The organism is Micromonospora sp. NPDC005171, assembly GCF_040608575.1.
Lineage (GTDB): Bacteria > Actinomycetota > Actinomycetes > Mycobacteriales > Micromonosporaceae > Micromonospora.
In genome coordinates, this window is the sequence record NZ_JBEXIM010000008.1 from 75666 (window position 1) to 101247 (window position 25582).

A 25582-nucleotide genomic window follows, 5' to 3' on the forward strand; every position below is an offset into this window, starting at 1 on the left:
TCGGAGGTCGTTCATGACTGGCAGTCGCATCGTCTCGATGGGGCACTACCAGCCTTCCCGGGTGGTGACCAACGACGACATCGCCCAACTCGTCGACACCAACGACGAGTGGATTCGCGACCGGGTCGGCATCGTCAGCCGGCGGATCGCCGACAGCGAGACGGTCGCCGACATGGCCGCCGCGGCCGCTGGCAAGGCACTGGCCAACTCGGGTCTGACCGCCGCCGACATCGACCTGGTCGTGGTCGCCACCTGCTCCTCCATCGACCGCAGCCCGAACGTGGCCTGCCGGGTCGCCGCCAAGCTGGGCATCACCGCTCCGGGCGCGTTCGACCTCAACACCGCCTGCTCGGGCTTCGCCTACGCGCTGGGCACCGTCGACCACGCCATCCGGGCCGGGGCGTCGCGCAACGCGATCGTCATCGGCGCCGAGAAGCTGTCCGACTTCACCGACTGGACCGACCGCTCCACCTGCATCATCTTCGCGGACGGGGCCGGCGCCGCTGTGGTCTCCGCCACCGCCGACGACGAACCGACCGGGATCGGCCCGGTCGTCTGGGGTTCGGTGCCGGACAAGAGCGACGCGGTGCGCATCGAGGGCTGGCGCCCGTACATCCAGCAGGAGGGCCAGGCGGTGTTCCGCTGGGCCACCACCGCGATCGCGCCACTGGCGCTGCAGGCCTGCGAGCGGGCCGGGGTCGACCCGTCGGAGCTGGCCGCATTCGTGCCGCACCAGGCCAACGCCCGGATCATCGACGGCATCGCCAAGCGGCTCAACATCCCCGACGCGATCATCGCGAAGGACATCGTCGAGTCCGGCAACACCTCCGCGGCGAGCGTGCCGCTGGCCCTGTCCAAGCTGGTCGAGCGCCGGGAGGTGCCCTCGGGTGCGCCGGTGCTGCTGTTCGGCTTCGGCGGTGGCCTGACCTACGCCGGTCAGGTCGTCCGCTGCCCCTGATGACCCCCTCGGGCGCGTACGCGTCCAGGAGCGGCGGTCGGCGACGCCGGCCGCCGGAGAACCCCGATGAAAGGAACCCACCGCAATGACCCGTGACGAGATCACCACCGGCCTCGCCGAGATCCTCGAAGAGGTTGCCGGGGTGAACCCGGACGACGTGGCCGAGGGGAAGTCCTTCACCGACGACCTCGATGTCGACTCGCTCTCCATGGTGGAGGTCGTGGTCGCGGCCGAGGAGAAGTTCGGCGTCAAGATCCCGGACAACGAGGTGCAGAACCTCAAGACCGTCGGCGACGCTGTCAGCTACATCGCGGCGCAGTCCTGATCATGACTCGTCCTGACGTCGTCGTCACCGGGCTCGGCGCGACGACCCCGCTTGGCGGGGACGTCGCGTCGACCTGGGACGCCATGCTCGCCGGCCGCTCCGGGGTGAGTGCCCTCACCCAGGAGTGGGCCGAGCAACTGCCGGTCCGGATCGCCGCCCAGCTGGCCGTGGAGCCGTCCGAGGTGCTGGACCGGGTCCGCCTACGCCGCCTGGACCGTTCCGAGGCGATCGCGATCATCGCGGCGCAGCAGGCCTGGGCGGACGCCGGCCTCGCCGGCTCCGACCTCGACGGGGAGCGGTTGGCCGTCAGCGTCGGCTCCGGTATCGGCGGTGCCACCACCCTGCTCGCACAGGACGACATCCTGGAGGCCTCCGGGCCACGGCGGGTGTCCCCGCACACCATCCCCATGCTGATGCCGAACGGTCCGGCCGCCTGGGTCGGGCTGGAGCTGGGAGCCAAGGCCGGCGTGCACTCGGTGGCCAGCGCCTGCGCCACCGGCGCGGAGGCGATCGCCCTCGGTCTGGACATCATCCGCTCCGGCCGGGCCGACGTGGTGGTGGCCGGCGGCACCGAAGCGGTCATCCACCCGCTGCCGATCGCCGGCTTCAGCTCGATGCGGGCCATGTCGACCCGCAACGACGACCCGGAGCGGGCCTCCCGCCCGTGGGACCGGGGCCGGGACGGCTTCGTCCTCGGCGAAGGCGCCGGCATCGTGGTGCTGGAGCGGGCCGAGCACGCCGCGGCCCGGGGCGCCCGGGTCTACGCGCGCCTCGCCGGCGCCGGCATCACCTCCGACGCGTACGACATCGTGCAGCCGCACGCCGAGGGCGAGGGCGCCATCCGGGCCATCGCCAAGGCGATCGCCGACGCGGACGTGGCGAAGCGGGACATCGTGCACGTCAACGCGCACGCCACCTCGACCCCGGTCGGGGACATGCTGGAGATCGGCGGGCTGCACAAGGCGCTCGGCGACCACCCGGTGCTGTCCGCGACGAAGTCGATGACGGGTCACCTGCTCGGTGCGGCCGGCGCGTTGGAGTCGATCGCCACCATCCTGGCGATCCGCGACAGCGTCGTCCCTCCGACGATCAACCTCGACGACCCGGAGCCAGGCCTCACCCTGGATGTCGCCGCGCACAAGGCCCGCCACATGGAGATCCCGGCCGCGTTGAACAACGCGTTCGGCTTCGGCGGCCACAACGTGGCGCTCGTCTTCGCCCGTCCCTGAGATCCTCCGCAAGGGCCCCTCCTCTTGTCGAGGAGGGGCCCTTGCGTCGTTCAGCCCCGGTTGCGGGGGTGCTGTTTCGCGGTGCGCTCGTTGCCGTGGCGGTAGTTGCCGGTCCAGCGGGCCATCACCAACTGCGGGTCGTCATCGACCTCGGCCAGGAACTCCGCGGCCCGAGCGCCGCGCAGCGTGCCGGCGACCCGTCCGTGGTGGGTGATCACCACAGTGCCGTCTGCCCGTTGCACGTGCCGGAATCCTGCTGCCGCTCCCATGGGAGGAGGCTGTCAGACCGATCGGGGGCGCGGCGACCGGTTTCGGACGTGGGGGCCGCAATCCGGATTGACGTCGGGAGACCCCACGGCTTAGATGGGCCGACTGAAGATCGACTGACGGGGATCACCACCATGGACACTCGTACCCGCTTCGCCGTGTCGGCGGCGGCACTCACCCTCGGCCTGCTGGCCGGCTGCGGCGACGACGCAGACGCTCCCGCCGGGCCCGCGGCCGGCAGCCCGGCCCCGCAGGCCACCGGCGAGCCCTGGTACGACGAGGTGGCCCCGGCGTCGCCCGGCGGCACCACCGGCGGCACGGGTTCCCCCTGCCCGGTGCCGGTGTCGTTTCCGCTGGCCGACGGGTGGACGGCCAAGGCCATCGAGCCGCCCAAAGGTGAGCTGGCCGAACTGGTCGGCGAGGCGTTCACCAAGCGCGGCGGCACCACAGTGCGCTGCGAGGTGGACGGCCGCTCGGCCGGCGGCGGATTCCTGCGGATCTGGGCTGCGGACTCGCCGACTGTCACGCCGCGCGTCGCGCTGGAGGGTTTCGCCGCCGGGGCCGGCGAGACGGTCGCCGGCGCACAGTTCCGCGACGTCCGCGCCGGCGGCTTCGACGCCACCGAGATGACCTGGATCGCCACCAACCCGCTGGTCGAGGAGGAGTCGCGCAACTGGGCGCTGGCCGTCCAGTCGGCCGGGCAGACGCTTGTCTTCGCTGTCAACGAGGGGCTGATCACCGAGCGGACCGACGTGCTGCCGGCGTACCGGCTCGCGGTGCGAGGTCTCGCGAAGGGCGAGTGACGTGGGCGTCGACCTGTCCGCGCCGGCCGGTCAGGTGCGACAGGTCGTGGCGGGCAGTCCGGGCACTGTCACCGGGGACCGGCCGACCGGGCGGGCCTTGCCGGCGAGCACGGCGGCCAGGCCGGTCATCGACGCCCGACTGGACGAGTACGTGGCCAGCAGCGTCGGTGACTTGGCGTCGGCCAGCACGTACGGGGTGTCCATGGCGACCGTGACCGCGGCGTCCGGGCGCAGGTCCTTGGCGCCGTCGCCGTAGCCCACCAGGTGCACGACGGTGCCGCCGCTGGGCTTGACCTGCACCCCGGCGGCGGTCAACGCGGCGGTGAGGGTGGCTCGGGTGCCGTCCCGGCCGCCGGACGAGGTGACGGTGACCGGCCCGCGTACCGCGCCGCCGCAGGCACCCCGCAGCACTGTGACGGCGGCGGCGGCCAGCGCGTCGGCGGCCGCCCGGTGCTCCGGGGTGTTCAGCGTGGACATCTGCGCCGCCGGCACCTGCGCGAGCTGGAACTTCATGGTCAGCACCCGGGTGACCGCCTCGACCAGCCGGGGCCGGGGCAGCGATCCGCCGCGCAGCGCGGCGAGCAACCCGTCGTACGCCTGACCGACGTTCGGGGTCATCAGGATGAGGTCGTTACCGGCGTTGAGCGCCCGGACGGCCGCCTCCCCGGGAGCCCAGCGCTTCGCGGGCGGCATGTTCATCCCGTCGGTGATCACCACGCCCTTGAAGCCGAGCTGGCCGCGCAGCACGTCGGTGAGCAGCTTGTGCGAGAACGTCGCCGGGGTCCCCGGGTCGATCGCGCGCGCGTCCAGGTGACCGGACATCACTGCCATCGCCCCCGCGTCCATCCCGGCGGTGAACGGCGGCCACGCGCCGCTCTGCAACGCCGCGGCGGACTGGGTGAGCACGGGAAGGTCCTGGTGCGAGTCGTCGGCGCTGTGGCCGTGCCCGGGGAAGTGCTTGAGGGTGGCCGCGACCCCGGCTGCCTGGAGGCCCCGGACCGCGCCGCCCACCTGCGTGGCGGCCTGCTTCGGGTCGGCACCGTACGACCGGGAGCCGATCACGGTGCTGCGGGTGGCCAGTACGTCGGCCACCGGAGCGAAGTCGATGTTGATGCCCATCGCGGCCAACTCGGCGCCGGCGGCCCGCCAGGCGGCCTCGGTGAGCTTCGGGTCACCGGCCGCGCCGGCCGCGAGGGCGCTGGGCAGCACGGTGACCCCGTCGGTCACCCGGGTGACGACGCCGTACTCCTGGTCGGTGCCGATCAGCAGCGGCGCGGGACCGGCGGCGAGCCGACCGGCGGCGGTACGCAGCCCGGTGGTGAGCTCGTGCACCTGCTTGGGGTTGTCGACGTTCGTGGTCTCCTGGTTGCCCTTGGTCGGGTCGTCGGCGCTGAAGCCGACCAGGATCAGGCCACCCAGGCGGTACTTGGCGATCATGTCGGCGGGGGTGTCGACCCCGGCGAGGGCCTGGTTACCGGCCGCCGAGCCGGCGGAGACCTTCGTCGCCGAGTCGCCGTAGGCGTACGGCATCAGCACCTGGCCGACCAGGTCCTCGTCGGAGAGCGTCGCCACCAGCGCAGCGGCGCGGCTGGCGGGGTCGCCGGCCGGCGGCGCGGCCGGGACGCTCGGGCCGGCGGACTGGGCGGCCGGGCTGGGCGTCGGAGCGGGGCGGGGCGAGCCGCCCGTGCAGCCGGAGACGAGCAGGGCGGTCAGGGCGGCGACAGCGACACGGGCGCGCCACGGGCGATTCGACACGCCGCCCATCCCACCAGCTTCTCCCTTATCGGGGCAACTTGACCTTACCGGTCGTCACCGGCTGGACGGCGTACGGCCAGCGGCCCGTCGGTCGGGTCAGCCGACCCGAGTGAGCAAGGTCACCGGGGCGCCGTCGCCGGCGTACCGGTAGGGCTCCAGGTCAGCGTCCCACGCCGTGCCGAGCGCCTTGTCGAGGGCGTGCGCCAGCGCCTCCGGGGCCCGGGAGGCCGCCATCAGCGCCCGAAGTCGGTCCTCGCCGAGCTGGATGTCGCCGGCCACGCCGACGGTTGCCCGGAACAGGCCACGGGCCGGCACGTACATGAAGCGTTCGCCGTCGGCACCGGCACTCGGCTCCTCGGTGACCTCGAAACGGATCATGGGCCACTGCCGTAGGGCAGCAGCCAGCTCGGCGCCCGTTCCCGGACGACCGGTCCACCCGCACTCGGCCCGGCGTGCGCCGGGGTCGACGGGCTGAGCCGTCCACTGCAGGTTGACCGGCGCGGCTAGGACGCGCGCGATCGCCCACTCGACGTGTGAGCACACGGCGAGCGGGGTCGAGTGGACGTATACGACGCCACGCGTTGGCACGGTGACCTCCCGGAGAGCGAGGTGCGTCTTCCCCTACGACCTCGTCCACCCAGGTGGCTGCTGCAACACATGATGACTCCTGTGACGCGTGGTGCGCCAGAGAATCGGAAAAAACGCCGGGTGGAATAGCCGGACGGGTGGTCGCCGTTGCCTCTCAGGACACCGCGACGACCAGCATGATGTCGTGGTCCTGTACAGTTCCACCGGCGGCTTATGCCGCGTTACACCTTCGCGGGCCGAGTCACGTACGACCCGCACACAGCCCCCGGACGTCCAGTCCTCCCGTACGTCTTGCAAGGAGTACCTCCGTGGCGAGCAACACCTCTAAGACCGCGCGCGCGTCCGTCCGGGCCGGCCAGGCTGGCCAGGGTGGCGCCCTCAGCGTGCTGGGCGAGTTCAAGTACCTCATCCCGCTCAACGGCGGCAAGCACGCCTACGTGCGGAACCTGACCAACGGCAAGACCGCGCACCTGCGCACGGACTCCGACGCCTTCGTCGAGGAGATCCGCGTGCTGGCCGCCGCCGGCCACGCCGCCAAGATCCGGGCGGAGATCAACAACCTGGCTGCCACCCACCCGGGTGACGGCTGGGAGGCCACCGAGAAGCGCCTGGTCGCGGCCGGCGTCTTCGAGGGCTGAGCCCTCCCCCACCGCACCACTGAAACCGCCCGTCGGGAGTTCCCGGCGGGCGGTTTCGCATGTCCACGACCCCGGGTCAACCGGGATCGAGCAGGGCGACCTCGCCGGTGGCCAGGTCGTAGAGGCCACCGACCACTGCCACCCGGCCGGCGGCCACCGGCCCGGCCAGCAGGTCGTCCTCCCGCAGGGTGCGCACCGTGCGCCGGACGTGCCGGCGGATCGCCAGCGGCTGCACCGCCGGATCGTCGATCCCCGCCTCGGTCACCGCCGGGGCGATCTCGTCCACCAGGTGCGCCAGCGATCCCCCGGGACGCTGGCCGGTGCGCAGCGCCGCCACAGTGGCCTCCACCGCGCCACACCGCTCGTGGCCGAGGACCATCACCAGCGGTACACCGAGCTGGCCGACCACGTACTCGATCGAGCCGCAGACCGCGCGATCGAGCACGTGCCCCCCGGTACGGATCACGCAGATCGCACCGAAGGTCTGGTCGAAGATCGCCTCCAACGGCACTCGGGAGTCGATGCAGCCGAGCACCACGGCGTACGGCTGCTGGTCGCCGGAGGCCGCTGCGGCAGCGGCCGTGACGTCGTGTCCGTGCACCGGCTGGCCGCTGATGAACCGTCGATTACCGGCGAGCAGATCGGCCAGCGCGGCGCGGGGCGTACCGCCGGCCTGCCGCTCCTGCCCCGACGTCGCGCCCATGGGCGCTCCCGACGACCCCATGCCGTCCAGCTTGGCCCGCCGCCGTCCCGCACGGGCGAGGTCGGGAATGTTCGCCACGGCGCGATTGGCGTGGTGTCATGGCGGGTAGCCGGTGTTACCGCCGGGTATCCCGGTGCTCGTGGTGCTGGGCGGCCTGGGGAGGTGGCGATGCCGGAGCGGTTAGAGATCGGTCTGCCGGACGGTGTACGGCTCAACGTCGAGGCGACGGGTCCGACGGGCGCCCAGGTCACCGCCATCCTGCTGCACGGCTGGACGTTGGACGGGCGCGCCTGGCACCGGCAGGTCGATGCGCTCACCGCGCCGCCGTTCGACGGCGCGGTACGGGTGGTCAGCTACGACGCGCGGGGGCACGGCCGGTCCAGCTGCATGGCGCTGCCCACGGCCACCCTGGCCCAGTTGGGTGACGACCTGGCCGCGGTGATCGACGCCGTGGCGCCGAGCGGCCCGGTGGTGCTGGTCGGGCACTCGATGGGCGGTATGACGATCATGGAGTACGCCCACCGCCACCCCGCGCACTTCGCCGCGCGCACCGCCGGCCTGGTCTTCGTCTCGACCACCGCCGAGGGGCACACGCACACCGTCTACGGGCTCTCGCCACGGATCGCCCGGTTGATCCGGCTGGCGGAGACGACCGGCGCCGGCGTGCTGGCCCGGTGCGGCTCGTGGCGCGCGCCCCGGGCACTGCTGAACGCGCTGCAACCGAGCATCCGGTGGATGCTCTTCGGCGACCGCTGCGAACCGGCCGACATCCGCCTGGTGACGTCGGCGGTGGCTCGGGCCTCGCTGCGCTCGATCGGCGGGTTCCGCGCTTCCATCGGCACTCAGCACCGACTGGACACCCTCGCCGCGTTGGCCCACCTGCCGGCCGCCGCCCTGGTCGGTGACCGGGACCGGTTGACCCCGCCGCCGTGCGCGGAGTCGATCGCGGCGGCTCTGCCGGCCACCGAGCTGACCGTCTGCCCAGGTGCCGGGCACATGCTGATGATGGAACGCCCGGATGAGGTCAACGCCGCGCTCACCGGCGTGCTGCGGCGGGTGCTCGCCGAATCGCCGCCGGCCCACAGTGCCGCGACCCCCGCCGAGACGGGTGCCTGAGCACGTTCGCGCACCTCGGGCGCGGCGGGTCGGGCCCGGGGCCGTACCCTTCTGCGGTTGGCCCGCGCGGTTCCCGCCGCCTGCCGGCGACCTTTGAAGGAGCGTGCGTTGACCGACCAGACCGGCCTCGAGCAGGAGATCGCCGTCGAGCAACGACACCTCGACCGGGTGTACGCCCGACTGGCCGAGCTGCGGCAGTCGGCCGTCCGCGCCGAGCGGGACGGCTACCGGATGGCAAGGGTGGGCACGCACGGCGCCCTGGTCGAGCGCGACGCGATGGTGTTCCACGCGGCGCAGCGGCGGCACACCCTGGACGCCGAGCACGAGGGGCTGGTCTTCGGCCGGCTGGACCTGCGCGACCGTCAGGTGCTGCACGTCGGGCGGCTCGGGATCCGCGACGAGGACGCCGTCACGCTGGTCGTCGACTGGCGCGCGCCGGCCGCTGCCGCCTTCTACCAGGCCACCCCGGCGCAGCCGCTGGACGTGGTGCGGCGCCGCACGATCCAGTCGCGCGCCGAGCGGGTCACCCGGATCGAGGACGACCTGCTGGACCCGTCGGCCGCCCCGGAGGGGATGACCGTCGTCGGTGACGGCGCGTTGCTGGCCACCCTGTCCAAGGCCACCGGCAGGGGCATGCGCGACATCGTGGCGACCATCCAACGGGAGCAGGACGAGGCGATCCGCTCTCCGGGCTCCGGGGTGACCATCGTCGCGGGCGGCCCCGGCACCGGCAAGACCGCTGTCGCCCTGCACCGGGCCGCGTTCCTGCTGTATTCCGACCGCAGTCGCTACGCGGGCGGCGGCATCCTGGTGGTCGGCCCGTCGTCGGTTTTCGTCGAGTACATCGGCTCCGTGCTGCCGTCGCTCGGTGAGGACACCGCGACCCTGCACTCGCTGGGCACGCTCTTTCCGGGGATGACCGCGACCCGCCCCGACCCGCCCGAGGTGGCGGCGGTGAAGGGCTCGCTGCGGATGCGCCGGGTGCTGGAGCGGGCGGCCCGCGACGCGGTGCCGGGCGGCCCGGGTGAGCTGCGGCTGCTCTATCGGGGCACGTTGCTGCGGCTGGACCGGGCCGCGCTGGACCGGATCCGGGACCGCGCGCTGCAACGCGGCGCGCGGCGCAACGAGGTGCGCCGGGCCGGTTTCGACGGGGTGTTCGCCGCGCTCTGGGCGCAGGCCCGTGAGGTGAGCAGCGGTCGGCTGCCGGAGCAACCGGCCTTCGAGGCGGAGATCGCCGAGCGGTCGGAGTTCCGGGAGTTCCTCAAGGCGTGGTGGCCCCGGCTGCACCCCCGGCACGTGCTCGGCTGGCTGGGGCAGCCGGACCGGCTGCGCCGGTACGCCGAAGGGATCCTCTCCTCGGCGGAGATCCGGCTGCTCAACGCCGCGTACCGGAACCTGGACTCGGCTGGGCTGACCATCGCCGACGTGGCGCTGCTGGACGAGCTGGACGCGCTGCTCGGTAAGCCCGCGCAGCCGGCCCGCGCGCGACGTGACCCGTTCCAGCTCGCGGGCGGCGTCCGCGAGCTGAGCACCCTCGGCGAACGGCAGCGGGCCGCCCGCGCGGCGGCCCGGGAGCGCCCGGAGGACTACCGGGAGTACGCGCACGTGGTGGTGGACGAGGCGCAGGACGTCTCGCCGATGCAGTGGCGGATGATCGGTCGACGCGGCCGCCTGGCCTCCTGGACCGTGGTGGGCGATCCGGCGCAGACCGCGTGGACCGGTGACCCGGAGGAGCTGACCCGGGCCCGCGACCAGGCGCTGGGCCGGCGCAAGCGACACGATTTCACGCTCACCACGAACTACCGCAACTCGGCGGAGATCTTCGCGGTGGCGGCGGCGGAGATCCGTCGGCTCTACCCCGACCTGCCGTTGCCGACCGCTGTCCGCTCGACCGGGGTCGAGCCGGTCGAGCTGGTGGTGCCCGCGACGGAGTTGGAGACCGCGACAGTGGAGGCCGCCGCCGGCCTGCTGGCCGAGGTGGAGGGCACGGTCGGGGTGATCACGCCGGTCCCCCGCCGGGACGAGGTCGCCGGTTGGCTCGGCGCGCTCGGCGCGCCGAGGTTGCAGGTGGTGACCAGCCTGGAGGCCAAGGGCATGGAGTACGACGGGGTGGTGCTGGTCGCCCCGAGCGAGATCCGGGCGGATCCGGGCGCCGGGGTACGCACCCTGTACGTGGCGCTCTCCCGGGCCACCCAGCGGCTCACCACCATCGACCCGACCGGCTGACGTGCGCGGACTGCCGCCAGCGAGAGGCGCTACCCGTACACTTGCATACATAGCGATGTGAACATACATTTGACCGGGTCCCGACCAGCGGCGGAAGGTGGTTCTCGTGGGCGCAGGTCATGACCACCACCACGGGTCCGTCGCCAATGCCGCACACCAGCACCGAGGTCGACTCTGGGCGGCATTCGGGCTGCTCGCCACCCTGATGGTGGTCGAGGCGGTGGTCGCCCTGCACACCGGCTCGCTCGCCCTGCTCTCCGACGCCGGGCACATGTTCACCGACGTCCTCGGCATCGGGATGGCGCTCGCCGCGATCACGGCGACCCGGCGGGCCACCGGCGACCCGCAGCGCACCTTCGGCCTCTACCGACTCGAGGTGCTCGCCGCACTGGCCAACGCCGTCCTGCTCTCCGGCGTCGCGATCTACGTGGTGATCGAGGCGATCCGCCGTTTCGGCGACCCGCATGAGGTCGTCGCCGGGCCGATGCTCGTCGTGGCCGTGCTGGGCCTGCTCGCGAACATCGTCGCCTTCGCCCTGCTCCGGGCCGGTGCCAAGGAGAGCATCAACCTCCAGGGCGCCTACCTGGAGGTGGTGGGCGACCTGCTCGGCTCACTCGGCGTCATCGGTGCGGCGCTGCTCATCACCGTCACCGACTGGTGGTGGGCCGACCCCCTGGTCGCGGTCGCCATCGGCGTGTTCATCCTGCCGCGCACCTGGCGGCTGGCCCGCGCCGCCATCCGCATCCTGGTGCAGGCCGCCCCGGAGCACCTCCAGGTGACCGCGGTGCACGACCGACTGGCCGCCGTCCCAGGTGTCGTCGAGGTGCACGACCTGCACGTCTGGACGCTCACCTCGGGCATGGAGGTGGCCTCGGCGCACCTGACCATGGCACCCGGCGCGGAGGTCGGCGCGGTGCTCACCGCGGCGCGTACCGCCCTGCACGACGACTTCCGCATCGAGCACGCGACGTTGCAGATCGAGCCGGGTGCCGCCTCCGGCGCGTGTGGCTCCATCGAATGGTGACGGGGCCGTAATTTTGCGTGGTGACGCACGCACCGTCCGTCACATCAGCTGCAGAGGTCCCACCGGCACCGGTAGGCTCGGTCCCGGCCTCCACCAGGCGGCGCCCTCCCGGCGCCGGTGGCGGTCGCCGCCTAATCGCCCACCTGGGCGAACCGGGGAACCATGTTCCTGGGGTGCATCCGCGTCAGCGGTAGGGATCTTCCGTCCCGAACCCGTCAGCTAACCCGGTCGGCGGCTGACGGAAGGACATGCGCAGTGGCACCAGCACGACCACCCGCCGCCCGACTGGCGGCACTGATTGTCGCGATGTTCACCCTCGGCGTCGCGCTTCCGGCCGGCACCGCCTCGGCTGCTCCCCCGACCGGCCTGCGGGCCGCCGCACCCGACTCCGACGAGGAGGGCGGCACCCCGGCGCTGCGCGCCCAACTCGATGCGGCCAGCAAGGGCTACCTGGACGCGAAGCGCGCCCTCGACACCTCCGTACGACGGCAGCAGCAGCTCGCCACGCAACTGAAGACCATCGAGGGCGAGATCGACCAGCGCAACGGCAAGGTCGGCGAGATCGCCGAAGTGGCGTACCGCACCGGCCGGCTCGGTGCGATGTCGGCGCTGCTCAACAGCAACACCCCGGAAGGCTTCATGGACCGGGCGGCCGCGCTGGACGCGGTGGCCGCCAACGAGGACCGGGTGCTGCGCGACCTGCTGGCCAGCAAGGACAAGGCCAACCGGACCCGGGTCGCCCTGGACGGCGAGATCAACGAACAGCGCAAGCAGGTAGCGGTGATGGCCAAGCGCAAGGAACAGGCCGAACGGGCCCTGACAGTGGCCACCACGCCCAAGCCTCAGACCACCGCCGACGCCGGCTCCAACCGGGGCACCTCCAGCGCCAACGCGAAGGCCGCGCCGCGCAACTCCGACGGCTCCTGGCCTTCCGAGTCGTGCAGCGTGAACGACCCCACGCCGGCCAGCGGCTGCATCACCCCGCGCACCCTGCACGCGCTCAACCAGGCCAAGGCAGCGGGCTTCACCCGGTACGTCTCGTGCCACCGCCCCAGCGGCTCCGGTGAACACCCGAAGGGCCGGGCCTGCGACTTCGCCGCGCAGAAGAACGGCTTCGGCGGAAACGCGACCGGCGGAGACAAGACGTACGGCAACAATCTGGCCGCGTACTTCATCCGCAACGCGGACCGGCTCGCCGTGCTCTACGTGATCTGGTACAGGCAGATCTGGCTGCCCAGCAGCGGGTGGAAGTCGTACAGCGGGGCGCAGGGCACCCCGTCCACCGACCACACCAACCACGTACACCTGTCGGTCTACTGACCCACGCGTCGTGATGCCTGTGAGCCATCGTGATGACTCACAGGCATCACGTGCGTCCGGGGCCGGGCTACGTCACCGGGCGTACCCCTGATGTCGTCGCTCGTCGGACGACCCGGCCGGGGCTGGCGGGCAGCATCGCGGTATGCCTCGGATCCGACCCACCACCCGCAAGGCGCTGCTCACCCTGCACCTCGTCACCTCGCTCGGCTGGCTGGGCGCCGACCTGGTGCTACTCACCCTCGGCATCGCCGTGCAGCGGGGCGCCGACCCGGCGGTGGTCTATCCGGTCACCGCCCTGGTCGGCACGGTGCTGTTCGCGCCGCTGAGCGTCCTGGTCTGGCTGATCGGAGTCGCCAGCTCGCTGCTCACCCCGTGGGGCCTGCTGCGCCACCGCTGGGTGCTGGTCAAGCTCGTGCTCACCACTGTGATGGTCGGGCTGGTGCTGTTCCTGCTCACCCCGAACCTGCGCCACGCCGGAGCGGTCGGCGCCGCCCTGCCCGCACGCGATCGCGCCGACCTGGTCATCGCGCCGGCGGTGTCAACCAGCCTGATGATCATCGCGACGGTGCTGTCCACCTACAAGCCGTGGGGCCGGCGTCCCGTCGCCCGAACCACCCGCACGAGCCGTGATCGCGCTGCAACCACGATCTAGGTGCCTCCGCCGGGCATCTCACCGAGATCGACAAACCGGAACTGCGAGATCGGCGCAGCGGCGGCGGGTCAGGCCGGGGGTGGGGGGTTGCCGGTGCGGTCGAGGGCCGCGCCCAGCCGGGTGGCCAGGGCCAGGTGGGCGGCCTGGGCCTGGCGGAACGCGTAGCGGAACAGTGGCGTCGGCGCGGTCAGGGTGATCTCGACGTCGATGCGGATCAGGCCGTCCGGCTCGGCGCGCAGGCGGGTGTGGTTGCGCACGGTGGTGGCCGGCCACTGACGGGCCACCGTGACGATCTCGTCGGCCTCGCTGACCAACACGTCCGCGTGGTAGGTGGTCCGGAAGCGCAGCGGACCGGCCGCCAACCGGTCGTTGATCGTGTAGCTGGCCTGGGCGCCGGGCCGGGGCGGCACCCGGCGGACCCGGACGATCAGCGGATGCAGTTCGCCCTGCCGGGTCAGGTCGCTGAGCAGCGCGGCAGCCTCGGCGGGTGAACACCGGGCCTGGACGGTGTAGCTGAAGGTATCGCTGCTGAGCACACCGTCTCCTGCCGTCGTTTGTCGCCCGATCGTCCCGTACCGATGCCTGCCTGGCAACGCCCGACGGCCCCCAGCGCCGCGCCGGACCGGGCCGATGCGACGACCTGCCACCACCTGCCCGATTAAGGTCGGTTATTACGAATCTTCCGTAGATGCCGGAGGGCGGCCAGCATGAACGGCGACGACCGATGAGCGGGCACGTGATGGTCTTCGCGCCCACTCCACAGCTGACGGTGACATTGGACCAGCCCAACGACCACCCCGAGCTGCACCTGCACCCCGGCGGACAGGGCGTCTGGCAGGCCCGAATGGTGATCTCCCTCGGTGTCGACGTGGTGCTCTGCGCCGCCCTCGGCGGTGAGATCGGTCAGGTGTTGGAACCGCTGCTGGTCAGCGAGGGCGTGGACCTCAAGGTGGTGGTCCGTGACTCCGGCAGCGGCGGGTACGTGCACGATCGCCGGGAGGGCTCCCGGCAGGAGATCGCCGACGTGCCCGGGCAGCCGCTGAGCCGACACGAGATCGACGAGCTCTACAACCTCGCCCTCGGCGAGGGCCTGCGGGCCTCGGTGAGCATCCTCAGTGGGCCGAACGAACCGTGGCTCGTGCCGGCCGACCTGTACCGACGCTTCGCCGCCGATCTCGGCGCCAACGGCGGCCGGGTGGTGGTCGACCTCTCCGGCGACCACCTCGGTTCAGTGTTGGAGAGCGGGGTGTTCTTCCTCAAGGTGAGCCACGAGGAGTTGATCCGCGACGGCCGCGCGCGCAGCGACGACACCGCGGAGCTGACCCGGGCCATGTACGAACTGCACGCGGGCGGCGCCGAGACGGTGGTGGTGAGCCGCGCCGACCAGCCGGCGTTGGCGCTCATCGACGGGGAGTTGTTCCAGGTCGAGATGCCCCGGCTGGAGGCCGCCGACCCGCGCGGCGCGGGCGACTCGATGACCGCCGGAGTGGCGGCCGTGGTGGCCAGGGGCGGAGACATCCGGACCGCCATCCGCACCGGCGCCGCCGCTGGCGCGCTGAACGTGACCCGGCACGGCCTCGGCACCGGGCGGCTGGATTCGATCACCGGCCTGGTGGACCGGGTCCGGCTGGTGCCGGCGGACAGCCGGCAGCAGGAGCGGACCACCCCTGACGAGTTGGCCGACCGGGTGGTCGAGCGATGACCCTGCGGGTGCTGATCACCAACGACGACGGGATCGCAGCGCCGGGCATCCAGGCGCTGGCCTGGGCGGCCAGGCAGCGGGGCCTGGACGTGGTGGTAGCCGCGCCGATGGAGGAGGCGAGCGGCACCAGCGCCGCGATGAGCGCCATCGAACGCGACGGGCGGGTCGTCGTGAACGATCACCCGCTGCCGGACCTGGCGGGTGTGCCGGCGTACGGGGTCGCCGGGTCCCCGGGCTTCATCACGCTGATCGCCCTGCACGGGGCGTTCGGCCCACCGCCGTCGGTGGTGCTCTCCGGGGTCAACCGGGGCGCCAACGCCGGCCGGGCGGTGCTGCACTCCGGGACCGTGGGCGCCGCGTTCACCGCCGCCACGAACGGCTGCCGGGCGATGGCGGTCTCCCTCGACGTGCTCTCGGCCGGCGAGGCGACGGCCGCGAGCGGAGGCGCCGCGGTGGACGCCGCCGCCCGGGTACGCGACGTCGAGCGGCACTGGGGCACCGCCGCGCGGGTCGCCCTGGACCTGCTCCCCCGGTTGACCTCCGCGCCGATGGAGAGCGTGCTCAACGTGAACGCCCCGGACCTGCCGCACGGGCAGCTGCGCGGGGTGCGGCGCGGCGCCCTGGCCAGCTTCGGTCAGGTGCAGATGACGGTGGCCGAATCCGGCCACGGGTTCGTCCGTACCTCACTGGAGGAGCCGGGGCAGGCCGCACAGCCCGGCACGGACGTAGCGTTGCTGGCTGCCGGGTACGCGTCGGTCACGGCCATCCGGGCGGTCACCGAGGCGACCGACATCGACCTGACCGGCCTGGACGAGCAGCCCTGACGGGGTGCCGCGACGCGCTCAGGCGCCGGGCAGCACCTCGGGGGTGGCGGCGCCTGCGAAGTAGGGCTCGGGGGCACCGAAGAGGCCGAGCAGGCCGGTCACCCAGAGCTGCCGGTGCACGAACCGGCTCGGCTCGGTGACCACCAGCTTGACGTCGCTGACCTCGGCCGTCTGGAAGCCGGCGACCATGGCGCTGATGCCGACCGAGTCGATGAAGGTGACCAACCTCATGTTGAGTTCGATGCGCAGCGGACGGCCCTTGGCCAGGACCTCCGCGATCGCTTCGCGCACCTCGTACGCTGTGTCGACGTCGATCTCGCCCCGGGGGGCGATTTCCACGACACCACCGGACAGAACCGACTTCACGATCGACAGGCTCACGCGAGCACCTCCACCCGCCCGTCCCCCGGGCGCCTCATCAGTACGCGGGCCGCGACCGAGAGTATTCCTCCGGCGGCCTCGGTCGCCACCCCTCGGGATGAGCAATTCGCGGATCCGGACCCACAAAGCGGCCCATATCCGCACTTTTCAGTATCTGATTACTCAAGACTTTTTGTTATTTGAGCATCGGCGATCGGTCGTGACCGGCGCGCCGCCGAACCAGGGTAGCGGTCCCGACCCGACGCACCCGACAACCGCCCCACGACGTACGCCTGCCCCGTGTGCCGTCGGCGTGTCGTCCACCGCCGGCCGGCGCGATCCGCGCCCACCGGTTGCCGACGCGCCCTAGCATCGACCGGGACACCAACCGCGACGGAGAGGATCTTCGATGATCAAGCGACTTGCCGGGTTGGCCGGCGTCGGTGTTCTGCTCGCCCTCGTCTTGGCCTGCGGTTTCGGTGGCGGTGACGACGATGACGACGATGACGACGACTTCGCCCGGGGCGTCGCCGTGTCAGCGGTGCGCTGAGTCGGTGGCGCGCCCGATTCCGGCGCGCCGAGCTTCCGGTGCCTTCACGGAGGTCGGGGTTTGCGTCCGGCTGACGCTGGGCACTGCGGGGTAGGCGACACCGTGACGCGCTGGAAAGACGCCGAAGTCCGAAGTGGCCGGCGGCTTCGGCACCTGAGGAGGTAACCACGATGTTCGGAACCAACCTGCTGGACCGCCGCAGCAAGCCGGAGCGGATCGCGGACCAGGCCTGGGAGCACCTGCTCTCGGCCGTCAGCTACGCCGGAGACAGTGTGCGGGACACCGCCCGCTCGGCCCGCCAGAACAGCAGCGATCTCGCCGACGGGGCGGGTGAGCTGGTGGGATCCGCCGCCGACGAGGCGCGACGCCGCGCCTCACTGGCCTTCGACGCGCTCGCCGGCCGCCGGCCGGCACTGCCGTGGACGCTCCTGATCGGCGCCGCGCTCGTCGGCGCGGCGGTCGGCTGGGCCGTCGGCTCCGCCGCGCGGGCCGCCGGCAGCCGGGACGACCGCGCCGTCGACGACGTGGAGTTCGTCGACGTCGACCGCCCCAGCTCCCCCGCCGTCTGAACGACAGCACCACCTGCGGGCCCCGGTCGACTCACGTCGAGCGGGGCCCGCAGTGGTGCGGGGATGGGACCGGTCCGCCGGGTGCCGGACCCCTCAGGCGGCCCGGCGGACCGGTGTGTGGTGGTGATCCGGGGTCCCGGCCCGGATCACCTGCTCAGCGACTCGTGCAGCTGACGGCGGCCGGGGGCGTGTTGCTGCCGGTCCACGAGCCGAGGAAACCGGCGGTGGTGCTGGCTCCGGCGGCGAGCGCGCCGTTCCAGCCGGTGTCCCGGACCGATACGGCGGCCCCGGTCTGGGTGTGGGTGCCGCCCCAGAACTGGTCGATCCGCTGGCCGTCGGTGAAGGTCCAGCCCAGCGTCCAGCCGGCGATGGGGGCGCTTCCGGTGTTACGCACTACCAGCTCGGCCTGGAAACCGCCCGACCAGGAGCCGGTCACCCGGTAGGTCGCCGCGCAACCGGCGGACGGCGGCGGCGTGGTGGGCGGCGGCGTGGTGGGCGGCGGCGTGGTGGGCGGCGGAGTGGTCGGGGGCGGGGTGGTGGGCGGTGGGGTCGTCGGCGGCGGGGTGGTCGGGGGCTCGCCGCTGGTGCGGTCGGCGACCAGGATGCCGCGACCGTTGGTGCCGAGGTAGACCCGACCGTGGACACGCGGATCGCCGGTCAGCGCCTCGGTCGGATTGCCGTACTGGTGGCGGTCGTCGTTGACGCGTACCCAGGTCCCGCCGGCGTCGTCGGAACGGTGCACGCCCGGTTGACCGTTCACGGTGCCGTAGAGGAACACGGCGGGGTTGGTCCGCCCGGGTGCCGCCTTGCCGAAACCGACGTTGCCGGAGGCGCTGACGCCGTCCAGCCTGGTGAAGCTGGCGCCGGCGTCGGTGGAGCGCCACAGGCCACCGGGCCCGGCCAGCCACAACTCGCCGGCCCGACCCGGCAGGGCCTTGAACCGCACGTCGGTGCTGGGCAGCCCGGTCGCAGCGGTCGGGGTGAAGCTGGCCCCGCCGTCGGTGCTCAGGTAGAAACGCCCGCCGCTGAAGCCGTAGAACCGGGTGCTGTCGATCCGGTCGGACTCGATCGTGGCGTTCGCCGGGATGCCTGTCGACGGTGCCCAGGAGTTGCCGAAACCGACCGAGTGGACGACACGTTGACCCGCGTCGCCGGGTGCCCAGACGAAGCGGCTGCCGTCGGCCGCCGCGGCCACCGTGCCGCCCAGGTTGACCCCGGACGGTTCGGTGCCCTGGAACCAGGTGGCTCCGCCGTCGGTGGAGAAGGCGACATGACTGTCGTTGGGCCGGTCGGCGTCGGTGAAGTTGCCGGCGCGCACCAGCACCGCAGGCTTGCTCTCGGCGTAGTCCAGGCTGGTGGTGGACGTGAACACCGGCTGGGTGAACAGCATCGACGGAATCGCGTTCAGGTCGGTGTGTCGGAAGCCGCCGACGTCGCCGAGCGCGCTGATCAGGGGTGCGCCGCTGGGCGGGCTGATCAGGTCGAGGACGGCGGTCTCCTCCAGCCCCCGGACCATCGGCCGGAGGGTGAACTGACCGCCGGTGTCCCACCTGGTCAGGTCGGTGGTGCCGTAGATGGTGGCGCCGGTGCCGTACATCATGCGGTTGGAGTCGTGCGGGTCGATCTCCACCGACTCGTTCATCCAGCCGAGCTTGGGCGTGGCCTCCGGGGGCGCCGGGTTGAGGCCGAAGGTCAACCAGGGCACCGAGCTGATGTCCATGGTGTAGCGGCGGGACCTTTCCGGATAGTTGCTGAACTCCCAGATCCGCGTCCAGCTCGCCCCGCCGTCGGTGCTGCGGAAGAAGATGGCGTCCGGCCACCAGGACACCTGGGTGGCCACCAGCAGGGTGTTCGGCCGTTGCCGGTCGATGGTCAGCCCGCTGTAGCCGAAGTAGGCGTCCGCGCTGGTGGACGGCACCGGGCTGATCCGCGTCCAGGCCCCGGTGGACCTGGTGAACTTCCAGACGTCGCCCTTGCCGCCGTCGTACGGGCCACCGGTGTCACTGCTGGCGATGTAGAGGTGACCACCGACCGGGTCGACGACGCCCTTGTGGGCCAGGTAGCCGGTGGGCTGGCCGGGGATGCGCGCCCAGGTGACGCCGCCGTCGGTGCTGCGGTAGACCGGGTTCTCCTTGTCCGCCACGCCCACGTAGATGGTCTGCGTGGTGGAACCGGCGGTGCCTGTGCTCTTGTCGAAACTGACCCAGGTCAGGCCCTGGTTCTGCCCGTTGTAGCCGTTCGGGTCGCTCGGGTCGGCCCGGTAGTTGCCGACGTTGGGGAAGGCGGCGACGCGGGCCCAGGTCACGCCGTGGTCGGTGCTGCGCCACAGCCCGTTGCCGCCCTCGGCGCCGTAGTAGACGATGCTGTTCCGGTTGGGGTCGACGGCGAGCCGCTCCCCCATTCCCCGGCCCGGCATGTTGCCGCCGTTCTTGAACGGCAGTTCGGTGGCCTGCCAGGTGGCGCCCTTGTCGGCCGAGCGCAGGATCGCGCCGTTGTTCGGGTCCCAGCCGTTGGTGTACATGCCGACCGCGGCGTACACCCGGTTGGTCTGCACCGGGTCGGTGGCGATGCTGACCACGCCGTTGTAGCCCCACCGGTCGGCGCCGACCCAGTCGAGCAGCGGCGTCCAGGACTGGCTGGCCTGTTCCCAGCGGTACGCCCCGCCGATGTCGGTGCGCGCGTAGATGAGGTTCTTCTCGGTGGGGTTGAAGACGATGCCGGGTACGAAGCCGCCGCCGCCCACCGGGACGTTTCGCCAGGTGTACGTCTCCGCTGCGGCCGGGGTGGGGGCCGACCAGGCGGCGGTGAACGGGACCACCACGACGGCTGTGGCGGCGGCCAACACGGACACGACCGTGCCGGCGAGACTTCTCCGCATCTGCGGTTCCTCTCGGGATGGAGCCCCGGGGGACGGGGTCGATCGCCTGGGTGACGCCGTGGCCCGGGGGACGAGCACGACGACGGGGACGGGCGGAGCTGCCCTGGCTCCACCACCCGACGCGACGGCTCCCGCGATCGAGGAACGCGATTACCGTAACCGAAAACAGCTCGCTTTGGAAGCGCTCCCATCATCGATGTTCGCCCCCGTCTCCCACCCGCTCCGCCCAGGTCGGCCATGCCGTCACCCGGTCCGGGCGAGGACGGCTCACCCGGCGCGGCGGCAGGATCGCAGCACGGCGGACCTCGGGCCGCAGCCACCACCAGGTCCGCCATCGGAACAGCGGAGGAGGGACAGATGGCCATCGCGGAGATCTACCGCACCGACCAGGACATCCAGTCCGCCGTGCTCGACGAGCTGACCTGGGAACCACGGGTGCAGCCGCACGAGATCGGCGTGACGGTCGCCGAGGGCGTCGTCACCCTGACCGGCCGGGTGGACAGCTACGCCAAGAAGTGGGCCGCCGAACGTGCCGCCCACCGGGTCACCTCGGTCCGGGCGGTCGCCAACGACGTGGCCGTGCAGCTCACCAACGACACCGAACGCGCCGACAGCGACCTCGCCGCCGCGGCCAGCCACGGGCTGGAGTGGGACGCGTTCGTGCCCATCGAGAAGCTCCAGGTCACCGTCTCGGCCGGCTGGGTGACGCTGCACGGCGACGTCGAGTGGGAGTACCAGCGCCGCGCCGCCGAACGGGCGGTTGCCCGGCTCACCGGCGTACGCGGGGTGAGCAACGGCATCACCGTCCGACCGGCCACCTCGCCGGACGGCCGCAACCTGGCCGACCGGATCGTCGACGCCCTCGCCCGGGCCGGAGCGACAGAGGCCGAACGGATCAGCGTCCGGGTGCACGGCGACACCGCGATACTCGCCGGGTTGGTGCACTCGATGCCCGAACGGGCGGAGGTGGAACAGGTGGCCTGGTCCGCGCCGGGCATCCGGGAGGTGCAGAACCACATCGCGGTCGCCCCGGTGCTGCGCTGAGCGGGCGCGGGCCGGCGCTGCGCGAGCGCGGAACCACCCGGGGTGGGTGAGGGCCCCTCACCCACCCCGGGAGCAGGCTGGCGGCATGAGTGATCCGAACGGGCTGATCCAACCGGGGCGCACCGCGCCCGGTTTCTCAGTGCCGGCCACCCCGGACGGGGCTCTGCTGGGGCCTGAGCAGTTCCGCGGCCGGCCGGTAGTGCTCGCCTTCTACCCCGCCGACTGGAGCCCGGTCTGCGGTGACCAGATGTCGCTCTACCAGTCGGCGGCACCTGTCTTCGCCCAGTACCAGGCGGTGGTGCTCGGCATCTCGGTGGACAGCATCTGGTCGCACCGGGCGTTCGCGGAGAGCCGGGGCATCGAGTTCCCGCTGCTGGCCGACTTCGAACCCAAGGGCGAGGTGGCCCGCAGCTACGGCGCGTACATGCCGAACGGTGAGGCGGCCCGCGCGCTCGTGGTGCTGGACCCCGCGGGGAAGGTGACCTGGAGCTACCTGTCTCCGCCCGACGTCAACCCCGGCGCCGACGGCATCTTCGACGCGCTGGACCAACTCGCCGCCGATCGGAAGGTGATGGCCGGATGAGCACGCCACTGCAGGTCACCGCCCGACTTCGAGACCCGGTGACCACCGAGGACCACATCCGGGGGCCGGCCGACGCGGCGGTGACAGTCGTCGAGTACGGCGACTTCCAGTGCCAGTTCTGCGGTGCGGCGTACCCGAACCTGCACGAGTTGCTGCGGCAGCGGGCCGACACCGTACGGCTGGTCTATCGGTACTTCCCGATCGCCAACGTGCACCCGTACGCCGAACGCGCCGCCGAGACGGCCGAGGCCGCCGGGGTTCGGGGCCGGTTCTGGGAGATGCACGACTGGCTCTACGAGCACCAGGACCAACTCGATCCGGTGCACCTCTCGCTCGGTGTCGAGCAGGTCGGGTTGCCGCCGGACGAGTTGAACGCCGAGGTGGAGAACCGCGCGCACGCGGACCGGGTGCGCCGGGACTTCGTGGGGGGCATCCGCAGCGGGGTGAACGGCACCCCCACCGTGTTCGTCAACGGCGTCCGGCACGACGGCGGGTACGACCTGCCCGACCTGCTGACGGCCGTGGACGCCGCCGCCAACCCCTGACCGCCATCCGCTCAGATCAGCCGCAACTCGCGCGCCCGCCGGACCGCCTCGCGCCGGCGGGTCGCGTCGAGTTTGCGGTAGATGTTGCGGACGTGGGTCTTCACCGTGTTGACCGAGAGGGACAGCTCGCTGGCGATCTCCACGTTGGACAGGATGCTCTGCAGGTAGCGCAGGATGGTCAGCTCCCGCTCGGTGAGGGGCTCGTCGAGCGTGCCCCTCGGCCCGGCAGCCGGCCCGGCGGTGCTCTGCCCCGCGCCCCGCACCAGGTCACTGACCAGCGCGAAGTGCGCGGTGCCCGCGTCCAGGTGGGCGGCCAGCAGGTCCCGCACCTGTGGTTCGGCACGGGTGAAGACCCTTCGGCAGCCCTGCGGCCCGGCCAGGTCCAGTGTCTGCTCCAGGATCCGACCCGCCCGACGCCCGTCCCCGGCGCGCTCGGCCAGCACCGCGTTCAGCAGCCCCGCGTCCAGGCGTACCGGCAGCGGCCAGGCCGTGGCGGCCGGCGCCTGCCAGTCCGGCAGGGTCCGCCCGGCGGCGGCGGGGTCGCCGGCCAGCAGTTGCACCTTCGCCAACATCACCGCGAGCACCGGCTCGGCCCCCTCGTCGGCGGCGCCGGTCAGCAGGTCGCGGGCAGAGTCCAGGTCGCCCCGCACGGCCCGCAGTTCGGCCTCGGCGGCGCGCAGCAGGCCGGCCAACTCGGCGGTGGACGGGCGGTCGGCCAGCACCTCCCGGGCCCGGACTAGCAGCCGCTGGCCGGCCGCCGGGTCGCCGGAGTCGCGGCTCAGCTGCGCCCGGCACAGCGCCGCCACCGCTGCCGCCACCGGTTCGTCGGAGGCGGCGGCCACCCAGTCGTCGCTCATCTCGGGGTCGCCCGCCCAGCCGCCCGCCACGTCGAGCGCCGGGAGGGCGAGGGCGAGGTTCGCCGTAGCCTCCTCAGGCTGGTCGCGCAGCAGCGCCACCACGGCGAGAGCCAGGTACGCGTAGCCGCAGTCGAGCCGACAGGACCAGCCCTTCCGGGGCGGCATGCCGAGGGCGTCCCGGGCCGCCCGCTCGGCCACCCGCAGCTCGCCGCGCACAGCGAGGAGCAGCGCGGCGCGGCTCGCGGCGACCAGCTCGGTACGCGGTCGGTCGGCCTCCCGGGCCGCCGCCCGGGCCCGGACGAACCGGGCGGCGGGCAGCGCGCCGTCGGCCAACTCGACAAGCCCCAGCGCGGTGCCGGTGAACGCCCGCAGGTCCAGGTCGTCGGCCGCACCGCCACCACCGGACGTCGGGGCGGAACCGGACACCCCGGCCGGCACCCGGGTCGGCGTGGCCTCCGCCGGGCGGGTGCGCAGCAGGCGAGCGGCGGCGGCCCGGACCTCAGCGCGGTCGTCGGCGAGCCGGGCGACTGTCAACTCCAGCGCGGTGACCAACCGCAGGAACCGATCCCGGCGCGGCACCGGCAGGCCCGCGGCGTGCCCGGCTGCGGCCCGCAGGTGACCGGTGGCGGCCGGCAGGTCACCGGCGTACGCGCGCTCGGCGGCGCACGCCAACGCCACCTCCGGGTCGGCGCGGATCACCTCCTCCGGTGCTGACGCGGGCGCCGGGGCGTGCACCGGGTCCCGGTCGTAGCGGGTCAGCTCCGGCCAGTGGGCGACGAACAGGTCGCCGGCCAGGTCCCAGCGGCCGGCGGCCAGGGCGTGCCGCAGAGCATCGGCGGGCCGGCCGTCGCCCGCGTACCAGTCGGCGGCCCGGTCGTGCAGCTCGCGAAGCTCGTCGGCGGGCAACCGAGCCAGGTCGGCGCGGAGCAGGTCGGCGAGGAGCGACTCGCACCGGTACCAGGGCGGCCTGGTGTCCTCCCGGTGCAGCAGACCACCGGTCCCGGCCAGGTCGGCCAGCGCCTGCCCGGCGTCGGGGCGGCCGGTCAGGGCTTCGGCCAGGTCGGCGCAGACGCTGTCGACGAGGGCGGTACGGCGCAGCAGGTCCTGCGCGGCAGGGTCGAGCGTCGCGAGCACCTCCTCGTGCAGGTAGCCGGCGATCTCCGGTTGGTCGCCGCCGAACTGCCCCACCCAGCGCTCCGGGTCGGGCTGTCCGCGTACCGCCAGGGCCGCGATGCGCAGCGCGGCCGGCCAGCCGCCGGTGCGCTCCCGCAGCCGGTGCACGGCGGTCGCCGGCAGCGCGGCGGCGTGGGCGGTGAGCAGGTCGGCCACCTCGTCGTCGGTGAACGCCAGCTCGTCCGGGCCGATCTCGGTCAGCTCGCCGGCGAGCCGGAGCCGGTGCAGTGGCAGGTGCAGTCCGGCCCGCGCGCCGATCACCAGACGCAGCCGACGCCCGGCATGCCGCAGCAGGAACTCCAGGCCGGTCAGGGCCGTCGGGTCGGCGACCCGGTGCAGGTCGTCCAGGATCAGCAGCACCGGCCGATCGGCGGCGGCGAGCGTGGCGGCCAGCGCCTCCAACTGGTCGGGGCGCGGCGGCCGGTCGGGCACCGGGCCGCCCTCGGCCGACCCGGTCGCCGAGCGCAGCGCCGCGGCGAGGTACGCCCAGAGCCGGTCGGAGTCGTCGCCGGCCTCCACCGACATCCATGCCGAGACCGGGTCGTCGGAGGACGAAACCGACAGGTCACCGGAGTCAGGGACGACCGCGCCCGGCTCCACGTCGGGCGGCGCGCCGCCCAACCGCGCCCAGGAGGCGAGCAGTGTGGTCTTGCCCCAGCCGGCGGGGGCGGCCACCAGGGTGACCGGTCCCGCGCTGCCCTCGTCCAACCGGCGTAGCAGGCGGGGCCGGGCCACCACCGGCTCCGGCGGCACGGCCGGCGTCAGCCGGGACGCCAACAGCGGTGGCCCCGATGCCGGCTCGACCCGTACGTGATTCTGCTCCGGCACCCAGCCCCACCCCCACCACGCGCTCCGCCCCCGGTCGGCGAGCGGTTACCCGGCGCGGGCCGGTT

25 protein-coding genes and 1 riboswitch are annotated in these 25582 nt (G+C 72.9%); of the genes, 17 read left to right on the top strand and 8 right to left on the bottom strand.

Annotation, left to right across the window (positions count from 1 at the left end; genetic code table 11):
* The first annotated feature begins 13 nt into the window (after positions 1-13).
* The 3 genes from ABZU74_RS13810 to fabF all read left to right on the top strand — a co-directional run bounded on the left by ABZU74_RS13810 (position 14) and on the right by fabF (position 2512).
* Complete coding sequence (locus tag ABZU74_RS13810) at positions 14-958, top strand: beta-ketoacyl-ACP synthase III (RefSeq protein WP_091409280.1); 945 nt, start codon at positions 14-16, stop codon at positions 956-958.
* A gap of 85 nt (positions 959-1043) precedes the next feature.
* The gene (locus tag ABZU74_RS13815) at positions 1044-1283 is read left to right on the top strand and encodes an acyl carrier protein (protein ID WP_030330276.1); all 240 of its coding nucleotides are present in this window, start codon (positions 1044-1046) and stop codon (positions 1281-1283) included.
* Between the two features lie 2 nt (positions 1284-1285).
* Positions 1286-2512 (top strand): beta-ketoacyl-ACP synthase II, encoded by a 1227-nt coding sequence (gene fabF / locus ABZU74_RS13820; protein ID WP_355422632.1) that lies wholly within the window; start codon positions 1286-1288, stop codon positions 2510-2512.
* Positions 2513-2562: 50 nt separating this feature from the next.
* Here fabF and ABZU74_RS13825 read toward each other — a convergent pair whose 3' ends face one another.
* Positions 2563-2781 carry a hypothetical protein gene (locus ABZU74_RS13825; RefSeq protein ID WP_112582579.1) on the bottom strand — a complete coding sequence of 73 codons (219 nt, stop codon included), beginning with the start codon at positions 2779-2781 and terminating at the stop codon, positions 2563-2565.
* Positions 2782-2913: 132 nt separating this feature from the next.
* Between ABZU74_RS13825 and ABZU74_RS13830 the strand changes: the two genes are divergently transcribed.
* The gene (locus ABZU74_RS13830; protein WP_355422635.1) at positions 2914-3582 is read left to right on the top strand and encodes a lipoprotein; all 669 of its coding nucleotides are present in this window, start codon (positions 2914-2916) and stop codon (positions 3580-3582) included.
* A gap of 30 nt (positions 3583-3612) precedes the next feature.
* Here the strand turns inward: ABZU74_RS13830 and ABZU74_RS13835 are convergent, their stop codons facing one another.
* Entirely contained in the window at positions 3613-5346 is a 1734-nt protein-coding gene (locus tag ABZU74_RS13835; RefSeq protein WP_355422638.1) for a glycoside hydrolase family 3 N-terminal domain-containing protein, read from the bottom strand.
* A gap of 87 nt (positions 5347-5433) precedes the next feature.
* Positions 5434-5925, bottom strand: coding sequence for a DUF3145 domain-containing protein (locus ABZU74_RS13840; RefSeq protein ID WP_355422641.1), 492 nt, complete (start codon positions 5923-5925; stop codon positions 5434-5436).
* Between the two features lie 308 nt (positions 5926-6233).
* On the opposite strand from ABZU74_RS13840, the gene ABZU74_RS13845 reads away from it, so the two are divergent.
* A complete protein-coding gene (locus ABZU74_RS13845) occupies positions 6234-6563 on the top strand; it encodes a hypothetical protein (RefSeq protein ID WP_030330285.1) in 330 nt (109 codons plus the stop codon).
* A 76-nt stretch (positions 6564-6639) separates the two neighbouring features.
* Here ABZU74_RS13845 and ABZU74_RS13850 read toward each other — a convergent pair whose 3' ends face one another.
* The gene (locus tag ABZU74_RS13850; protein ID WP_355422926.1) at positions 6640-7266 is read right to left on the bottom strand and encodes a carbonic anhydrase; all 627 of its coding nucleotides are present in this window, start codon (positions 7264-7266) and stop codon (positions 6640-6642) included.
* 168 nt (positions 7267-7434) lie between these two features.
* Here ABZU74_RS13850 and ABZU74_RS13855 point away from each other — a divergent pair, with 168 nt between their 5' ends.
* From ABZU74_RS13855 to ABZU74_RS13875, 5 genes are all read left to right on the top strand, one after another.
* Entirely contained in the window at positions 7435-8382 is a 948-nt protein-coding gene (locus ABZU74_RS13855; protein WP_355422644.1) for an alpha/beta hydrolase, read from the top strand.
* 108 nt (positions 8383-8490) lie between these two features.
* Entirely contained in the window at positions 8491-10608 is a 2118-nt protein-coding gene (locus ABZU74_RS13860; protein WP_355422646.1) for an AAA family ATPase, read from the top strand.
* A 106-nt stretch (positions 10609-10714) separates the two neighbouring features.
* Positions 10715-11632 (top strand): cation diffusion facilitator family transporter, encoded by a 918-nt coding sequence (locus tag ABZU74_RS13865; RefSeq protein ID WP_355422648.1) that lies wholly within the window; start codon positions 10715-10717, stop codon positions 11630-11632.
* 118 nt (positions 11633-11750) lie between these two features.
* A riboswitch (cyclic di-AMP (ydaO/yuaA leader) is annotated at positions 11751-11882 on the top strand.
* A gap of 56 nt (positions 11883-11938) precedes the next feature.
* Positions 11939-12952, top strand: a complete 1014-nt coding sequence (locus ABZU74_RS13870) for a hypothetical protein (protein ID WP_355422929.1) — start codon at positions 11939-11941, stop codon at positions 12950-12952.
* Positions 12953-13094: 142 nt separating this feature from the next.
* The gene (locus ABZU74_RS13875; RefSeq protein WP_355422651.1) at positions 13095-13604 is read left to right on the top strand and encodes a hypothetical protein; all 510 of its coding nucleotides are present in this window, start codon (positions 13095-13097) and stop codon (positions 13602-13604) included.
* Between the two features lie 68 nt (positions 13605-13672).
* On the opposite strand, the gene ABZU74_RS13880 is transcribed toward ABZU74_RS13875, so the two are convergent.
* Positions 13673-14140 carry an SRPBCC family protein gene (locus ABZU74_RS13880; protein WP_355422653.1) on the bottom strand — a complete coding sequence of 156 codons (468 nt, stop codon included), beginning with the start codon at positions 14138-14140 and terminating at the stop codon, positions 13673-13675.
* A 188-nt stretch (positions 14141-14328) separates the two neighbouring features.
* Between ABZU74_RS13880 and ABZU74_RS13885 the strand changes: the two genes are divergently transcribed.
* Both ABZU74_RS13885 and ABZU74_RS13890 read left to right on the top strand, forming a co-directional pair.
* The gene (locus ABZU74_RS13885; RefSeq protein WP_355422656.1) at positions 14329-15306 is read left to right on the top strand and encodes a PfkB family carbohydrate kinase; all 978 of its coding nucleotides are present in this window, start codon (positions 14329-14331) and stop codon (positions 15304-15306) included.
* Positions 15303-16130, top strand: a complete 828-nt coding sequence (locus ABZU74_RS13890) for a 5'/3'-nucleotidase SurE (protein WP_355422659.1) — start codon at positions 15303-15305, stop codon at positions 16128-16130. The genes ABZU74_RS13885 and ABZU74_RS13890 overlap by 4 nt, the downstream gene beginning before the upstream one ends.
* Positions 16131-16148: 18 nt before the next feature.
* Here ABZU74_RS13890 and ABZU74_RS13895 read toward each other — a convergent pair whose 3' ends face one another.
* On the bottom strand, positions 16149-16511 hold the full coding sequence (locus ABZU74_RS13895) for an STAS domain-containing protein (RefSeq protein ID WP_030330302.1): 363 nt from the start codon (positions 16509-16511) through the stop codon (positions 16149-16151).
* Between the two features lie 388 nt (positions 16512-16899).
* On the opposite strand from ABZU74_RS13895, the gene ABZU74_RS13900 reads away from it, so the two are divergent.
* Together ABZU74_RS13900 and ABZU74_RS13905 are read left to right on the top strand one after the other, a co-directional pair.
* On the top strand, positions 16900-17040 hold the full coding sequence (locus tag ABZU74_RS13900; protein ID WP_238670080.1) for a hypothetical protein: 141 nt from the start codon (positions 16900-16902) through the stop codon (positions 17038-17040).
* Positions 17041-17210: 170 nt separating this feature from the next.
* Entirely contained in the window at positions 17211-17609 is a 399-nt protein-coding gene (locus tag ABZU74_RS13905) for a hypothetical protein (protein ID WP_355422662.1), read from the top strand.
* A 154-nt stretch (positions 17610-17763) separates the two neighbouring features.
* On the opposite strand, the gene ABZU74_RS13910 is transcribed toward ABZU74_RS13905, so the two are convergent.
* Positions 17764-20487 carry a cellulose binding domain-containing protein gene (locus ABZU74_RS13910; RefSeq protein ID WP_355422665.1) on the bottom strand — a complete coding sequence of 908 codons (2724 nt, stop codon included), beginning with the start codon at positions 20485-20487 and terminating at the stop codon, positions 17764-17766.
* A 357-nt stretch (positions 20488-20844) separates the two neighbouring features.
* On the opposite strand from ABZU74_RS13910, the gene ABZU74_RS13915 reads away from it, so the two are divergent.
* The 3 genes from ABZU74_RS13915 to ABZU74_RS13925 all read left to right on the top strand — a co-directional run bounded on the left by ABZU74_RS13915 (position 20845) and on the right by ABZU74_RS13925 (position 22659).
* The gene (locus ABZU74_RS13915) at positions 20845-21531 is read left to right on the top strand and encodes a BON domain-containing protein (RefSeq protein ID WP_355422667.1); all 687 of its coding nucleotides are present in this window, start codon (positions 20845-20847) and stop codon (positions 21529-21531) included.
* Positions 21532-21616: 85 nt separating this feature from the next.
* The gene (locus ABZU74_RS13920; protein ID WP_355422670.1) at positions 21617-22114 is read left to right on the top strand and encodes a redoxin domain-containing protein; all 498 of its coding nucleotides are present in this window, start codon (positions 21617-21619) and stop codon (positions 22112-22114) included.
* The gene (locus ABZU74_RS13925; RefSeq protein WP_355422672.1) at positions 22111-22659 is read left to right on the top strand and encodes a DsbA family protein; all 549 of its coding nucleotides are present in this window, start codon (positions 22111-22113) and stop codon (positions 22657-22659) included. Before ABZU74_RS13920 ends, ABZU74_RS13925 begins: the two co-directional genes overlap by 4 nt.
* 11 nt (positions 22660-22670) lie before the next feature.
* On the opposite strand, the gene ABZU74_RS13930 is transcribed toward ABZU74_RS13925, so the two are convergent.
* Positions 22671-25517 carry a LuxR C-terminal-related transcriptional regulator gene (locus ABZU74_RS13930; protein WP_355422674.1) on the bottom strand — a complete coding sequence of 949 codons (2847 nt, stop codon included), beginning with the start codon at positions 25515-25517 and terminating at the stop codon, positions 22671-22673.
* Positions 25518-25582: the final 65 nt, after the last annotated feature.

Excerpts from the sequence above, each read along its gene's own strand:
- ABZU74_RS13810 (WP_091409280.1), top strand. The coding sequence starts at position 14 with ATGACTGGCAGTCGCATCGTCTCGATGGGGCACTACCAGCCTTCCCGG.
- ABZU74_RS13815 (WP_030330276.1), top strand. The coding sequence starts at position 1,044 with ATGACCCGTGACGAGATCACCACCGGCCTCGCCGAGATCCTCGAAGAG.
- fabF (WP_355422632.1), top strand. The coding sequence starts at position 1,286 with ATGACTCGTCCTGACGTCGTCGTCACCGGGCTCGGCGCGACGACCCCG.
- ABZU74_RS13825 (WP_112582579.1), bottom strand. The coding sequence starts at position 2,781 with ATGGGAGCGGCAGCAGGATTCCGGCACGTGCAACGGGCAGACGGCACT.
- ABZU74_RS13830 (WP_355422635.1), top strand. The coding sequence starts at position 2,914 with ATGGACACTCGTACCCGCTTCGCCGTGTCGGCGGCGGCACTCACCCTC.
- ABZU74_RS13835 (WP_355422638.1), bottom strand. The coding sequence starts at position 5,346 with ATGGGCGGCGTGTCGAATCGCCCGTGGCGCGCCCGTGTCGCTGTCGCC.
- ABZU74_RS13850 (WP_355422926.1), bottom strand. The coding sequence starts at position 7,266 with ATGGGCGCGACGTCGGGGCAGGAGCGGCAGGCCGGCGGTACGCCCCGC.
- ABZU74_RS13855 (WP_355422644.1), top strand. The coding sequence starts at position 7,435 with ATGCCGGAGCGGTTAGAGATCGGTCTGCCGGACGGTGTACGGCTCAAC.
- ABZU74_RS13870 (WP_355422929.1), top strand. The coding sequence starts at position 11,939 with ATGTTCACCCTCGGCGTCGCGCTTCCGGCCGGCACCGCCTCGGCTGCT.
- ABZU74_RS13875 (WP_355422651.1), top strand. The coding sequence starts at position 13,095 with ATGCCTCGGATCCGACCCACCACCCGCAAGGCGCTGCTCACCCTGCAC.
- ABZU74_RS13885 (WP_355422656.1), top strand. The coding sequence starts at position 14,329 with ATGAGCGGGCACGTGATGGTCTTCGCGCCCACTCCACAGCTGACGGTG.
- ABZU74_RS13890 (WP_355422659.1), top strand. The coding sequence starts at position 15,303 with ATGACCCTGCGGGTGCTGATCACCAACGACGACGGGATCGCAGCGCCG.
- ABZU74_RS13900 (WP_238670080.1), top strand. The coding sequence starts at position 16,900 with ATGATCAAGCGACTTGCCGGGTTGGCCGGCGTCGGTGTTCTGCTCGCC.
- ABZU74_RS13905 (WP_355422662.1), top strand. The coding sequence starts at position 17,211 with ATGTTCGGAACCAACCTGCTGGACCGCCGCAGCAAGCCGGAGCGGATC.
- ABZU74_RS13910 (WP_355422665.1), bottom strand. The coding sequence starts at position 20,487 with ATGCGGAGAAGTCTCGCCGGCACGGTCGTGTCCGTGTTGGCCGCCGCC.
- ABZU74_RS13915 (WP_355422667.1), top strand. The coding sequence starts at position 20,845 with ATGGCCATCGCGGAGATCTACCGCACCGACCAGGACATCCAGTCCGCC.
- ABZU74_RS13920 (WP_355422670.1), top strand. The coding sequence starts at position 21,617 with ATGAGTGATCCGAACGGGCTGATCCAACCGGGGCGCACCGCGCCCGGT.
- ABZU74_RS13925 (WP_355422672.1), top strand. The coding sequence starts at position 22,111 with ATGAGCACGCCACTGCAGGTCACCGCCCGACTTCGAGACCCGGTGACC.